This is a genomic window from uncultured Desulfosarcina sp., from assembly GCF_963664155.2.
Lineage (GTDB): Bacteria > Desulfobacterota > Desulfobacteria > Desulfobacterales > Desulfosarcinaceae > Desulfosarcina.
Genome location: NZ_CAXXXH010000001.1, coordinates 1314040 through 1326961 on the forward strand (window position 1 = coordinate 1314040; position 12922 = coordinate 1326961).

Below are 12922 nucleotides of genomic sequence, written 5' to 3' on the forward strand. Positions count from 1 at the left end.
AAAGGGCATCTCGATTATGGATCAACCCCTCCAGGACCGGAACACCCGGTCGACCAGATCCGTCTGGCCATATCGACCGGCGCTGGTCCACAACGCCGCCCATGATGGGCAGATAAAAACGGCAACAGGAAACCGAACATGAAACCGACTAAAATTGCAGACGGCGTCTATGATGTTGGCGTCATCGACTGGAACATCAGAGATTTTCACGGCTACTCCACCGATCGGGGAACCAGCTACAACGCCTATCTGGTCGTGGACGAGAAGATCGCTCTCATCGACACGGTGAAAGCCCCTTTTGCCGACCAGCTGATCGGCAATATCTCCCAGATTATCGATCCCAAAAAGATCGACGTGGTGGTCAGCAACCATACCGAGATGGACCATTCGGGGGCGCTGCCGCGCATCATGCACCGGGTGGGCGAGGATAAACCGCTTTACTGCTCCAAGATGGGCGGAAAAAATTTGGCCAGCCATTTTCCCAACGCCTGGAACTACCACCCCGTCGAGGATGGCGAGGAGCTCACCCTGGGAAAGCGCACCCTGGCCTTCATGGAAACCCGCATGATCCACTGGCCGGACAGCATGTTTACCTACCTGAAGGAGAATCACATCCTCTTTTCCAGTGACGGCTTCGGTCAGCACTACGCCGGGTTCGACAAATTCGACGACCAGGCCGGCACGGACCTCATGGTGCAAGCCAAGAAATACTATGCCAACATCCTTTTGCTTTATGCGCCCCGCATTCTGAAGCTGCTGGAAAAAGTGGTGGCCTCGGGCATCCAGATCGACATGATCTGTCCGGATCATGGCGTCATCTGGCGCCAAGGCCCCGGCAGGATCATCGACGCGTACCTGAAATGGAGCCGGCAGGAGCAGGAAAAGAAGGCGGTGGTTATCTATGACACCATGTGGAAAAGCACCGAAGCCATGGCCAACGCCATTGCCGAAGGCATCTCTCTCACCGGCGTCAAGGTCAAGCCCATCCACATTCGCAGTTCCCATCGCAGCGACATCATGACCGAGGTGCTGGATGCGGCGGCCGTGGTAGTGGGCTCGCCCACCCTGAACAACCAGATGTTCCCCACGGTAGCCGACGTACTGGTTTACATGAAGGGGCTCAAACCGGAGAACCGGATCGGCGGCGCCTTTGGCTCCTATGGCTGGAGCGGCGAATCGGTGAAGCTGGTAACAGCGGAACTGGAGGCCATGAAGTTCACGATGATCGAACCGGGCCCCAGGCTTCAGTACGTTCCCGATGGCGCCGGTATCGACGCCTGCATCGAATACGGCAAAAAAATCGGCGACGCCGTAAACGCCAAACTGCTGTGAACATCCAACGTCCACCGTCGAATGCCGACTATTTAAAAACTGCCCGAACGAAGCGGGCACCCTATTCGAAGTTCAACGTTCAATGTTCGATGTTGGATGTTCAAAAGCGTGTTTTATGAAAATACCCGTCGTCGATATCGGTACGTGCAGCCTGTGCATGGGCTGCGTGGCCGTCTGTCCGGAAGTGTTTCGCGAAAACGATGCCGGATACATTGAGGTCATCGAGCTGGACGCCTATCCCGAGGAGACGGTGAACGAGGCCATCAAATACTGCCCTGAAAACAGCATCAGCTGGGAAGATCAAAATAGTGAGGAAGCATGAAGAAAGTCGCACTTTTCGTTTTTAACGGGGACCCGGTCTGTTTCATCCATGTACTGCTCAACGGGCTGGACCTGAAGGCAAAGGGTATGGACGGCCGTATCATCGTGGAGGGGGCGGCCACCGCCCTTCTGCCCAAACTGGCCCAACAGGAAAATCCCCTTCACAAGCTGTGGGAGAAGGCCAAATCCCAGGGTATCGTGGAAGGGGTATGCAAGGGGTGCGCCCTCAAAATGGGTACCATGGATGAAGCCGTCGATCAGGGTCTGGCCCTGCTTGACGACATGTCCGGCCACCCCTCCATGTCCCGCTATATGGAAGAGGGATTCGAGGTCATCTCCTTTTAGGGATGAAATCATGGGCAACCGTGAACTTAAAGCCCGCATCGTGCAGCTGCTTGGACAGGACGATTTCAAAGACGCCCTGGAAACCATCCGGTCGATCCCCGGTCGCCAGGCAGTCAATCCCCTCTTCTCTCTATTTTATTCGGGAGACGAAGTAATCCGCTGGCGAGCCGTATCGGCCATGGGTTCGGTGGTTGGCCATTTGGCCGACACCGCCATGGAATCGGCGCGGGTGGTGATGCGCCGGCTCATGTGGAACCTGAACGACGAGTCCGGCGGCATCGGCTGGGGATCACCCGAAGCCATGGGTGAAATCACCGCCGTCCATGCCGGTCTGGCGGGCGAGTTTGCCTCCATCCTGATTTCCTATATCAATCCGGATGGCAATTTCCTCGAACACGAATTGCTCCAGCGAGGATCGTTGTGGGGCGTGGGACGGCTGGCCCACGCCCGGCCGGTGTTGGCGAAAACGGCCGCCCCTTTTCTGACCGCATTTTTCGATTCACCCGACCCCTGCCTGCGAGGCACGGCGATCTGGGGGGCCGGTCCCCTTATTGACGGTAGCCTGCGCCCGCTTCTAAAAGCCCGGCTGTCCGATAAGGCGCCCCTGCGACTCTACCGGCAGATGCGCATGACACAGACCACCGTCGCCGACCTTGCCGCAGCAGCTCTGGCCGCCACGGGGATTGACGCCTGACCTCGTCGGCGCCATTCGACCAATGGTTTGCGGAGAAGAAGGGCGTGCAGCGGAATTGCCATCCGAGTGAAAGGCAAGATTATCCGAAACCTTATGTATATTGGCAAGCCCCTCTTTGATGTGTATCGATACCCACTATGGACAGCCGGGAAATCATCCGGTTTCTCAAACAAAATGGCTGGTATGAAGTCGTTAAAGTTGGTTCTCATACCCAATTCCGGCATCCACAGGGAAAGGGGCGAGTTACCGTACCGCACCCTAAAAGGGATATACCGATCAACACATAAAAAGCATCGAGCGCCAGTCGGGGCTTAAGTTCAAGTGAGGCGATATCATGGCAAATTATATAGCTATCGTTCATAAAGAGGACAAAACCGATTTTGGCATATCTTTTCCAGACTTTCCTGGATGTGTTACCGCGGGACAAACCGTTGATGAAGCCAAGCACCTGGCCCAAGAGGCCCTTGCCCTCCATAGTAAAGGAATAATTGAAGACGGCGAGCAATTGCCGTCTCCATCCAAACTCGAAGATATCAATGCTGATACGGATTAAGCTGATGCCGTCGCCTATTTGGTTGTTTCTATTCCGGACACCAAACCTCGCACAGTAAGGGTCAATATTACTTTACCAGAGATGTCCCTTAAGCAAATTGATGCGGCTGCAAAAAACGGGGAATGTCAAGGTCCTCATTTCTTGTTCATCTCGCGCAGAACGCCATTCATTCAAACCAATTGCAGCCACCGGCATAGTATTCGCCCCAAATGGATCTCGCGGTAGGAAAGCCGGTTACCCGGCACCCCCGCACAGACCCGGACGTGCGGTTCTCCCACATCCGGTTCTTCGGTTGCACTCGCTTCCGCGCAAACCTTCGCAGTTACCCGTTACAAGATCCAGTTGCTACTCCCCGCAGTGAGGTTTGCTCGTGTTTATCCAGCCCTAAATGTTCGGCAAGAGTTTCTCCTTTGCAGGCTGCGTGCTTCCGTCAGATCCTCCCCCTTGCCTGCTCCGCCACAGGCGCAACACTCGATACGGGTGGATGGCTAATCCTTATCCGACAGAGACTGGCACCCTGCAAGATGCACCAATCTTCGCCTGGCGCGCTAATGTTAAACTCACTGATTTTTATGTAGCGCTGCGGAATAAAAATCCAGTGCAGTGATTGATTGGCCTATTAACATTTCCTTAAGCGGTTTTTGCTTCTCTTAATATCATGGTTGTTGCATCGACAGGGCAAACCGTAACGCAAAGACCACATCCAAAGCATGCTTCAGGATGGTATTCCAAGTGTTCGTCATTGAATATCCGTGCATCAAAGAAGCATCTATCGACACATTCGCCACAGTGGATACAAATGTCAGTATTTGTAGCCGCTACATATTCAGAATGAACCATTAACTCTTTTCGTTTGGTAAGCTTTACTATCTGCAATTCATGACAACAACAGAAACAGCAGCTACATAATGCAAAGATTTCGTGGTCAGGCATGAATAAAGCAAGATGGATCAGCCCGTTTTCGTTAGCTTTTTTTAAAATATCAGTCGCTTCAGTCAAAGAGACATGACGCGCTTTACCTTTTGAAACAAACTTATCTCCAACTTTATTCAGTAGAAAACAGACTTCCAAAGGTTTGTCACATCTTTTATAATGGGTTCTGCATTCACAATCCTGAACTGCGACCGAGCTAGCATTTGTAAGTATCTCCCTAACCTGCTCTGTCGGCAATACCCATTGTTTTGTACTAACTGACTCTGAAACGGGGATGACTTTTGAAGATGCTGAAATTTGCCCTTTGTTTAGCCATTTGTCGTAGTTGACAAGTCTTTTCTCTAAAAAAGGATCAGCGATATAATATTCTTTCATCATCTTGTACATCCTCGTTTATATTATTGCAGCCAATGCTGCCTGTCGACCAACGCAAGCAGGCCTGTGCAGCTGTTTCCATTTTTTATAAAATGCAGGGAGATAAGACAAGTAGTGACAACGCCGAGCCATTAGAGAAAAAAAACGGAAATATATCAACCAATAAATCCCGAATCCCATCCACCTTCGTCGATTGGTGCCCCGTCTGCAAAGGACTAAAATCGGAAATCGAAATAATGCACGATCCTCGATAATTCCGACCCCAGCGCAGCCAATTCAGGCTTGCATCTACCCGGCGGCAACGTTATCATAAGCCGAATCAAAACATGCCGGGCAATGTTGCAACGGCAAGCCATGTCGATTCGCACCGGTGCTTGACCGTGGGTGATAGCGCCGGTTTTCAGTCCACGGTTCCACCCTGATAAACAACCACAAGTACCAATGCCAGAAATCATGATCCGGCCGCTGGGCAAAATTTTGGGCATTTGCCCTTTTTCGACAACGGGAGCAATGGGTCGGTAACCTGAAAGCGAAATAGGGCTCTAATTGGATATTGAAACGAGATACCCGACCATCAGCCATGAGGAGGAAGGAATGCCACGTTCCCCGGTCCTGACCACGCTGGTTTGCACCCTGGTGTGCGCGGCAACGGTAATCGGATGTGCATCGAAAGATGCCTACCGCTATGACACCATCAAAACCGAGTATGCCGACATGGCCTGTAATTTAGGCAAATCGCAGGCGGCCGACACGCCCCCTGCCACCTGTGCCGTCAACAGCAATTTGACATTGCAGGATATGCTCGACATCGCCCAAGCCAACAACCCGGATCTGCTGATGGCCGTGGCCCGCATCGAACGGGCCCGGGCAATGCTGGAAAAATCAGCCGCCCCCTTCTATCCCCAAATCAATGTCTACTCCGAATACCTGCAGGGTGATGCCCCCTCGGCCTATCTGTTCAAATCCATCGACCAGCGCAAACTGCCCCCGGGCACCGATTTCAACGCCCCGGGATGGTTCGAGAATTTTGAAAGCGGTGTCAGCGCCGGCATCAACCTGTTCAACGGCGGCAGAGACGGCCTCAACCGGGAAATGGCCAAGACCGGCCTGACCATTTCTCAACTGGACCGCGACGGCATCGAAAACCAGGTTATGGCCACGGCCATCGGTGCCTACTACGATATCCTCGCCGCGGCCAACTTCACCACCGTGGCTGAAGAATCCGTGGAATCGACCCGGTCCCAGCTGCGCATCATGGAGGTCCGATTTCAAGCGGGTGGCGCCCTGAAAACCGATTTGCTTTCCCTGCGGGTGCGCATGGCGGAAACCGAAGAAGTTCTCGTCCAGAGCCGCAACCGGCAGCGCCTGGCCAAGGCCGCTCTGGCAGAAATTCTTGGTGTGGAGCCCGATGTGCCTTTCGGTGTCGTCGATGCGCAGGCCTATGCCGTCGATATCCCCGATGACCCTTTTTCGGCACTGGACTACGCCCTGATCCATCGGCCCGAACTGGCCAGCGTCCGCGAAAAACTGCGCCGGTCAAAAATGGCCGTGGATGCCTCCCGGGCCGGTTACCTGCCCCAGGTGGATTTCATGACCCGCTATTATGCTGACGACCCTGACATGAAATACAGCGCCAACCGGGACAACTGGACTGCCGGCCTCTACCTGAACTGGAAGATCTTCGACGGGTTTGCCACGGCAGGCGACCGGGCCGAGGCCCTGTCCCAACTGCAGGAAACCATGGCCGCCGACCGAAAGACCCTGTTGGCCGTTAAGTTCGACGTCAAAAGAGCCTACCTCAACCTCAATGAAGCCGAGGAGCGGTTGAAAGTAACGGCGTCCAATGTACGAACAGCCAAGGAGACCTATGAGCTGGTCAAGCGCCAATACGAGGGCGGATCGGCGGACATCACCCGCTACCTGGAAGCCGAACTGGCCTACAGCCGTTCCAGAATGAGTGAAACCGCCGCTTATTTCGACCGTGAAAAAGCCCGCGCCCAGATCGCCCGGGCCATCGGCCACTGGACCGGCAGCCGTGAGAGCAGCGTCCAGGAGGGGTAAACCGATGAAGGGAAAGCCCCAGATAGGCAGCAACATCCATGATGCGGTTCACCCCCTTGCTGGCAAGGTGTTCAATCAAGCTTGAAGCGGGGACTTTGATCCTCATTCACTGCAAATTTATGCCTCTTCGAGGACATTGAGGGAAACGTCCGTCACGAGGTCCTTGACCTGCTCCCGGTAAACCCGCATGTGAGGTGATTTCAGGTGCGCGTGAAGGGCTTCCAGGCTCGCCCACGTCTCGATAACGGTGACCCTGTTTTCGTTCAGGGACTGAGGCGGCAACCCGGCGTCCACATCAACGGTCGGGACATAGTCGATGCACCCTTTCTCACCTTTGACGTTGGGCACATTCGAATTGAATATCTCAAGAAATTCGGGAACCCTTCCGGCTTTCACATGAATCGATGCAATGACATGAATCATTAAGATTCTCCATCAATGATGTTCTGTTAGATTATCTGCATTTTCCGCTCCAGCACCCACGCCTGCGGATGCCTTTCCAAGCCGATACGCGGATAATAATCAACCGCCTTGGGGGCTGACAGCAAAATGATCGAGCAGCGTTGACCCAGTTCCGCCCGGGTCCGGGCAATCAGCTCCCTGCCAATGCCCTGCCGCTGATAATCGCGGTCAACGGCAAGATCGGAAAGATAGCAGCAGTAATAAAAATCCGTAACGGATCGGGCGATTCCCAAAAGGGTCTCTCCATTCCACGCCGTGACCGTCAGATTTCCGTTCGCCACCATTCCGGCAATGCACGCCGCATCATCGACCGGACGCCGCTCCGCCAGGCCGGATCGCTGGAGAATGTCCACAAACTGCCCGGGGGTAATCTTCGCGTTGATCTGGTATTGTATCATCTCACTGACTCTGTTTTGGCCTTCATTTGGCTTCATCGGCCATCGGTATCGGAAGACATGACTTATGATCGCGCCTCAACGAAAGCGTCCACGGACCGATCCACATCCTCGGAGGTGGTGGCCCATGAACTGACACTGATGCGAATGGCCGGTTTGTTGTCCCATTGCGTTCCGCCGCACCAGCAGACACCTGACGCCTGGATATTCGCCAGTATTTCCCGGGTCTGTTCGGGGGTGTCCGCAGCCACCAGGACCTGGTTGAAGACCACCGCGTTGAGTATGCGAAACCGGCGGGCGGCCAGCCGTTCGGCAAATTGCGCGGCGCGCTCGCACATCCCGTCGATCAGTTCGGCAACGCCATTTCTGCCCAGGTACCGGAGGGTCGCCCACAGGTCGACGGCCCGGGCGCGGCGGGACATTTCGGGGACATGCATCATCCCGTCCCGATGCTCGCTGTACTGGATATAGGCACCGCTGGCCTGCATGGCGGCCGTCAGGGAGTCCCGCTGCCGGCACAACACAATGCCGCAGTCATAGGGCGTGTTCAGGGTCTTGTGGCCGTCCACGGACCATGAATCGGCCAGTTCGACGCCCTGTGCCAGCGCTTTTCGTGCCGGGGATGCTTTCACCCACAGCCCGAAAGCGCCGTCCACGTGCGCCCAGGCATCATTTTTTTTAGCCGGGTCGCAGATCTCCTCAAATGCATCGAAAGCGCCGGTGTTGACGTTGCCCGCCTGGAGGATCAGCAGGCATCGGCCGTCCAGAACAGGAATCCGGGAGGCAACGATCCGGCCCTGCCTGTCTGCCGGCACGCGTTCGATACGATCTTTGCCCAGTCCCAGCAATGCCAGGGCCTTGAACACCGAGCTATGCGCCTGTTCGCTGACGATCACCCGGATCGGTGGGGCACCGAAAAGGCCGCGGGCATTGACATCCCAATCCAGCCGTCTGAGCAACTCATAGCGGGCCGCGGCCAGGCCGCACAGGGTCGCCGTGGAAGAGCCGCTGACATAGCCGGCCACGGTGCCATGGGGCAGTTCCAGCAGGTCGCGCAGCCAGTTGTCGCAGACCTGCTCCAGTTTGCCGACAACCGGGGAAATCACGTACAGGGCGGGATTCTGGTCCCAGGCATCCGCCATCCAGCGGGCGGCCAGGGCAGTGGGAACCACTCCGCCGTTGACGAAACCGAAGTATCGTCCACCGGTCTGGGCCACCGTGGCCGGGGCGCCGTAGGCGTTGAGCAGTTCCAGGGTGCCGGCTCCGGATTGCCAATGTTCCGGCAGCGGCTCGTCGAATCGACCCAGGTTTTCGATGGCCTTTTCATCGGGAAAAACCGCCCGTTGCTCAATGGCATCGATATATTCGAAAGCATATTGTCTGGCCTGATCGAGGAGTGCCTTGCTATCCCGTTCCCCGCGCATGCGAGCGTGTAAGTCCGATGTTTTCATTTTTCACCACCAGCGTCCCCTGTGTTAATCGTGCCGGAGCGTTCGACAGGCATCATACGGTTGAAAACCACAGCAACGGGGTTCATCTGAACAGAATTTCTGTGGTCGCCGGACACACCACCGTCCACTATTTACGCTCTAAATTATTAGCCACGTCAATTAGCAGGCTTGCAGTCAGACGCGAGCGGTTGACGATGCCTGCGAAGCGCTCTTTTTCCTGCACCACCGGCAGCGTGTCCATGTTGAGCGCCTCCATTTTTTGCAGTGCCCGGCGCTTATCGGTCAGTTTGTTCAACGCATTCTGAGATCCAATGAATCCGGGCAATCGGGAGAGCGCCTCCCGGTTGCCCCGGTTCAGCCACTCGGCGAAATCCTTTGGAGTGAAGGGCGGACGTTGCGTCTCGAAAACGGCGGTGAGCCCTCGCGCATTGGCCATCCCGAAAAAGGTTCCATCCGGGTTTTCGAAAATCAGGTAATTCAGGAAGGGCTCCCTGGTGAGCTGTATCAGGTACTCTTGAATGGCTGGCCCATAGTAGCCGCCATGGCCAAGTCGGAACAGCAACCCTTCGGTCTTGTGCTCAATAAGCCTCGGAATTTCCCCCACGGCCCTCTTTTCATCGATCTCCAGGGGTTCAGCGGGCAGCCCCGTAAGGGGCGTTATTTGGGACGCAATCGCAGATGTTGACGCTTTGACGAAAGCCGTCTCAATCTTTACCCCACCTTCTCCGATCTCGAATTTCTGCAACTTGCCGGTAACCAAAAGAAAGACAATGACCGGTACAACTGCGACGACAATGTCGGCCGGTTTCACCTCGAAGCGGCTGTTCTTGGCACGAATGAGCACCAGCATGGCAAGTATGAGGACGAAGCTGCCCACAGAGAGCGGAATCATGATATCCATTGATCACCTCCTTGCATTTAAGGACGCCTGGTAAATGCCCCCGTCACCCCTTGCATTGGAAAGGGGCACCGATTGCGGTCACGAGGGATCGATCCATCTGATTGGGGTGGGTGGATTCCGGTTCGGCGTGTCGTCCTTTAGGTAAGCGCCTTGCGGACCATTCGCGCCAAATGGTCCATGCTGAATGGCTTCTGGATGAAATTGACGCCCTCGTCCAGCACACCGTGCTGGACGATCACGTTGGCCGTGTAACCGGACATGAAAAGCGTCTTGATGTCAGGCCGAATGGCAGCAATCCGGTCATGCAGTTCCTTGCCGTTCATTACCGGCATGACCACGTCAGTCATCAGCAGATCCGCCGTCGGGCCATCGCCTTCAAAAAAAGCCAGGGCCGCCTCCGGCGTCGACACCGCCAGGACCGTGTAGCCGATGCGTTCGAGCATTGTCCGGGTCATCACCCGCACCATCTCGTCGTCTTCCACCAGAAGCACCGTTTCTTTGCCGGCAGCCATCGACACCTCATCCGATGGTGCAACGAGGGTACCGTCTTCATCTTCCCTGGGAAGGTAGATGGTAAACGTGGTGCCCTGGCCGGGTTCGCTGTAAGCGTTAATGAAACCGCCACCCTGCTTGACGATGCCGTAGACGGTGGCGAGCCCGAGACCCGTTCCTTTTCCCACCTCCTTGGTCGTGAAAAAAGGCTCGAAGACATGGGCGAGCGTTTCCGGCTCCATTCCGGATCCGTTGTCGCTCATCGACAACCGGACAAAATCACCGGGGATGAATCCCGCATGCTCCTGGCAGTAGGCCTCGTCTATCCGGTTATTCACCGTTTCGATGGTCAGCTTGCCACCGCCCGGCATGGCATCCCGGGCATTGACCGCCAGGTTGATAAGAATCTGTTCGATCTGGATCGGGTCGAACCTGACCGTCCAGAGACCATCTCCGGCGAAAACCTGCAAATCGATGTCTTCCCCGATCAGTCGGGCAAGGGTCTTCTGCAGGTCGCGAATCCGGGCATTCAGGTTCAGCACCTGCGGCGAAACGACCTGTTTGCGGGAAAATGCCAGAAGCTGGGTGGTGATGTCCCGCGAATGTTTGGCCGCTTTTTCGATTTCCAGCACTTTTTTCAGGAGCGGAGGGTCCGTGGCAAGATCGGCTTTGATCAGGTCCGCATAACCCAGAATGACACCGAGCATGTTGTTGAAGTCGTGGGCCACCCCGCCGGCCAGTCGCCCAATGGATTCCATTTTCTGGGCCTGATGGAGCTGGGCTTCTAATTTGGACTGTTCGGCCTCCGCCCGCTTTCGATAGGAGATGTCCCGGACGAAGGCGACATGGTGATGCTCCGTTTGGTTATACATGATATGATTGGAAGATATTTCGACCGGAAAGTCGGTACCGTCTTTGCGCCGGTGGATGGTTTCAAAAATGCGATTTCCGGCCACCATCATCTCCTGCCATTGAATCTGCCAGCGCTCTTTGGGAAAGTGGGGGTCGATGTCCCACAGGTGAAGCCCCATCAACTCCTCCCGGGTGTACCCCAGGGAGCGGCAGGCCTGATCGTTGACATAGAGAAAATCGCCTTCGCGGCCCATCCAGAAAATCGCCTCCGACGCCCGGTCAATGGAGAACTGAGATCGCAGCAGCGTCTCTTGCACGCGTTTTCTTTCGGAAATGTCGGTCGAGAAGGCGCAGCTGTAGTCCATACCGCCGAAGGCTACGTAGTTGGCCGTGATCTCGACGGGGAAGATGGTCCCGTCTTTGCGCTGATGGTTGGTTTCAAAAGTGCGGACATTGTCCCGGAGAAGCAGGGTCCAGTAATCGTCCCAGATTTGCATATCGAACCCGGGGTCGATGTCCATCACCGACATCTGCAGCAATTCCTGCCGGCTGTAGCCCAGCGACCGGCAGATATGATCGTTGACATAGAAAAAACGTCCGTCCCGGCGGATCCAGGAGCAGCCGAGCGACGCCCGGTCGATGGTGAACTGGGTCAGGGCCAGGGCTTCTTCGGCCTTTTTGCGTTCGGTGATGTCGCGGATGGCTGTAATGCGGGTCTCACGGCCATCGATAATAGACGCGCGCACCCGGATTTGCACGGGAAACGTCGTTCCGTCCTTGCGCAGTGCCAGATGTTCGTAAGGTTCCAGCCTGCCTTCGGCCATGAATGCGGTCACCCGTGAACGATCCTCAAGCGCTACACAGTCCGCCACTGGCGACCCGATCAATTCGTCACGGCGGTATCCCAGCATTCGGGCGAGCCGATCGTTGAGATCGACAAACGTACCCTTCCGGGTGAACGCGATGCCTTCGAAGGCGGCGTCGGCCAAAATCCGGAAGCGCCTTTCATCCTCATTACCCGGGACTGTCGCAGTCCTGCCGCCGTCGGCAGGATCGGCAAGGGTGAGAAGAATGAAGCCCGGTGCATTGCCTTCCGCATCGATCCGACGGGCGCTCATGCGCATTGGCAGGGAGCCGGAAAGATCAAACGCCACTTCCGGCGTTTCATGATCCGGGCCGGCAGAGGATCCAAGGAGTGGAGCAAAAATTTCATTAAGCGTGGGCGCCGACAACTGCTCCGTGAGTTCATCAAGCCTTCGGCCTTCGGTTTGGTCCGGGGAGCGACCCCAAAAACGGCAGAAGGCAGGTCCGGCGTTGAGGATGCGGAGGCTGGTGTCCAGGACGGCGGCTGGCTCACGCATGGCGTCGAGGATGCCGGCCGGAAGCACCCGCAGCCGCTCTGCGTTTCTTTTACTTCCCGGAGTGCTCATAAACAAGCTCCATTTGCCTCATCGAAACAAAAATCAATGGTTTGGCGGGAAAGATCGGCGTCTGCCGGTTAAGGGTCAACCTTCTGGTTGAAAAGAATATATAGATCGCCGATGCTTAGCGATTAGCAGAATAATGGTGAAAATGCAAAAACGATAACGGGCGGTCATTCGATTCCACAAGGAGCGCACGTTTTCATAATCTCCGCATATCGTCCACTTTCCTGCAACCGGTTAAAGCCACGATTGAATAATTCCATTCGTTGTTCGTTCTGCGGTTGTTTTTTAGATAACAACAGGCAAGGCAGGAACTCGTCTATCGGTTTAG

General features: G+C 55.6%; 13 protein-coding genes. 7 read left to right on the forward strand and 6 right to left on the reverse strand.

Annotated features, from left to right (window positions below; all coding sequences use genetic code 11):
• Window positions 1-138: 138 nt before the first annotated feature.
• The 6 genes from ACHZBS_RS05845 (at window position 139) to ACHZBS_RS05870 (ending at window position 3245) form a co-directional block, all read left to right on the forward strand.
• Window positions 139-1332: a flavodoxin domain-containing protein gene (locus ACHZBS_RS05845; protein ID WP_319405587.1), complete on the forward strand. Its 1194-nt coding sequence runs from the start codon at window positions 139-141 to the stop codon at window positions 1330-1332.
• Between the two features lie 115 nt (window positions 1333-1447).
• Window positions 1448-1654, forward strand: coding sequence for a ferredoxin (locus tag ACHZBS_RS05850; RefSeq protein WP_319405588.1), 207 nt, complete (start codon window positions 1448-1450; stop codon window positions 1652-1654).
• A complete protein-coding gene (locus tag ACHZBS_RS05855) occupies window positions 1651-1998 on the forward strand; it encodes a DsrE family protein (protein ID WP_319405589.1) in 348 nt (115 codons plus the stop codon). The genes ACHZBS_RS05850 and ACHZBS_RS05855 overlap by 4 nt, the downstream gene beginning before the upstream one ends.
• A 10-nt stretch (window positions 1999-2008) precedes the next feature.
• Window positions 2009-2692 (forward strand): DVU0298 family protein, encoded by a 684-nt coding sequence (locus tag ACHZBS_RS05860; protein WP_319405590.1) that lies wholly within the window; start codon window positions 2009-2011, stop codon window positions 2690-2692.
• 137 nt (window positions 2693-2829) lie between these two features.
• Complete coding sequence (locus tag ACHZBS_RS05865; protein WP_394707966.1) at window positions 2830-2979, forward strand: type II toxin-antitoxin system HicA family toxin; 150 nt, start codon at window positions 2830-2832, stop codon at window positions 2977-2979.
• Window positions 2980-3026: 47 nt separating this feature from the next.
• Window positions 3027-3245, forward strand: a complete 219-nt coding sequence (locus tag ACHZBS_RS05870; RefSeq protein WP_319405591.1) for a type II toxin-antitoxin system HicB family antitoxin — start codon at window positions 3027-3029, stop codon at window positions 3243-3245.
• Between the two features lie 630 nt (window positions 3246-3875).
• Here the strand turns inward: ACHZBS_RS05870 and ACHZBS_RS05875 are convergent.
• Window positions 3876-4556, reverse strand: coding sequence for a 4Fe-4S binding protein (locus tag ACHZBS_RS05875; protein ID WP_319405592.1), 681 nt, complete (start codon window positions 4554-4556; stop codon window positions 3876-3878).
• A 591-nt stretch (window positions 4557-5147) separates the two neighbouring features.
• Between ACHZBS_RS05875 and ACHZBS_RS05880 the strand changes: the two genes are divergently transcribed.
• On the forward strand, window positions 5148-6614 hold the full coding sequence (locus ACHZBS_RS05880; protein ID WP_319405593.1) for a TolC family protein: 1467 nt from the start codon (window positions 5148-5150) through the stop codon (window positions 6612-6614).
• 117 nt (window positions 6615-6731) lie between these two features.
• Here the strand turns inward: ACHZBS_RS05880 and ACHZBS_RS05885 are convergent, their stop codons facing one another.
• From ACHZBS_RS05885 to ACHZBS_RS05905, 5 genes are all read right to left on the reverse strand, one after another.
• The gene (locus ACHZBS_RS05885) at window positions 6732-7037 is read right to left on the reverse strand and encodes a putative quinol monooxygenase (RefSeq protein ID WP_319405594.1); all 306 of its coding nucleotides are present in this window, start codon (window positions 7035-7037) and stop codon (window positions 6732-6734) included.
• 26 nt (window positions 7038-7063) lie between these two features.
• Window positions 7064-7474, reverse strand: coding sequence for a GNAT family N-acetyltransferase (locus ACHZBS_RS05890; RefSeq protein ID WP_319405595.1), 411 nt, complete (start codon window positions 7472-7474; stop codon window positions 7064-7066).
• Window positions 7475-7536: 62 nt separating this feature from the next.
• Entirely contained in the window at window positions 7537-8922 is a 1386-nt protein-coding gene (locus ACHZBS_RS05895; RefSeq protein WP_319405596.1) for a pyridoxal-dependent decarboxylase, read from the reverse strand.
• 127 nt (window positions 8923-9049) lie between these two features.
• The gene (locus ACHZBS_RS05900) at window positions 9050-9823 is read right to left on the reverse strand and encodes a hypothetical protein (protein WP_319405597.1); all 774 of its coding nucleotides are present in this window, start codon (window positions 9821-9823) and stop codon (window positions 9050-9052) included.
• A 137-nt stretch (window positions 9824-9960) separates the two neighbouring features.
• Window positions 9961-12597, reverse strand: coding sequence for a PAS domain S-box protein (locus ACHZBS_RS05905; protein ID WP_319405598.1), 2637 nt, complete (start codon window positions 12595-12597; stop codon window positions 9961-9963).
• Between the last annotated feature and the right edge of the window lie 325 nt (window positions 12598-12922).

Bases quoted from the DNA above. Each gene is read 5' to 3' on its own strand.
- ACHZBS_RS05865 (WP_394707966.1), top strand. From the start codon at position 2,830: ATGGACAGCCGGGAAATCATCCGGTTTCTCAAACAAAATGGCTGGTAT.
- ACHZBS_RS05875 (WP_319405592.1), bottom strand. From the start codon at position 4,556: ATGATGAAAGAATATTATATCGCTGATCCTTTTTTAGAGAAAAGACTT.
- ACHZBS_RS05855 (WP_319405589.1), top strand. From the start codon at position 1,651: ATGAAGAAAGTCGCACTTTTCGTTTTTAACGGGGACCCGGTCTGTTTC.
- ACHZBS_RS05845 (WP_319405587.1), top strand. From the start codon at position 139: ATGAAACCGACTAAAATTGCAGACGGCGTCTATGATGTTGGCGTCATC.
- ACHZBS_RS05880 (WP_319405593.1), top strand. From the start codon at position 5,148: ATGCCACGTTCCCCGGTCCTGACCACGCTGGTTTGCACCCTGGTGTGC.
- ACHZBS_RS05895 (WP_319405596.1), bottom strand. From the start codon at position 8,922: ATGAAAACATCGGACTTACACGCTCGCATGCGCGGGGAACGGGATAGC.
- ACHZBS_RS05885 (WP_319405594.1), bottom strand. From the start codon at position 7,037: ATGATTCATGTCATTGCATCGATTCATGTGAAAGCCGGAAGGGTTCCC.
- ACHZBS_RS05860 (WP_319405590.1), top strand. From the start codon at position 2,009: ATGGGCAACCGTGAACTTAAAGCCCGCATCGTGCAGCTGCTTGGACAG.
- ACHZBS_RS05905 (WP_319405598.1), bottom strand. From the start codon at position 12,597: ATGAGCACTCCGGGAAGTAAAAGAAACGCAGAGCGGCTGCGGGTGCTT.
- ACHZBS_RS05850 (WP_319405588.1), top strand. From the start codon at position 1,448: ATGAAAATACCCGTCGTCGATATCGGTACGTGCAGCCTGTGCATGGGC.
- ACHZBS_RS05900 (WP_319405597.1), bottom strand. From the start codon at position 9,823: ATGGATATCATGATTCCGCTCTCTGTGGGCAGCTTCGTCCTCATACTT.
- ACHZBS_RS05890 (WP_319405595.1), bottom strand. From the start codon at position 7,474: ATGATACAATACCAGATCAACGCGAAGATTACCCCCGGGCAGTTTGTG.
- ACHZBS_RS05870 (WP_319405591.1), top strand. From the start codon at position 3,027: ATGGCAAATTATATAGCTATCGTTCATAAAGAGGACAAAACCGATTTT.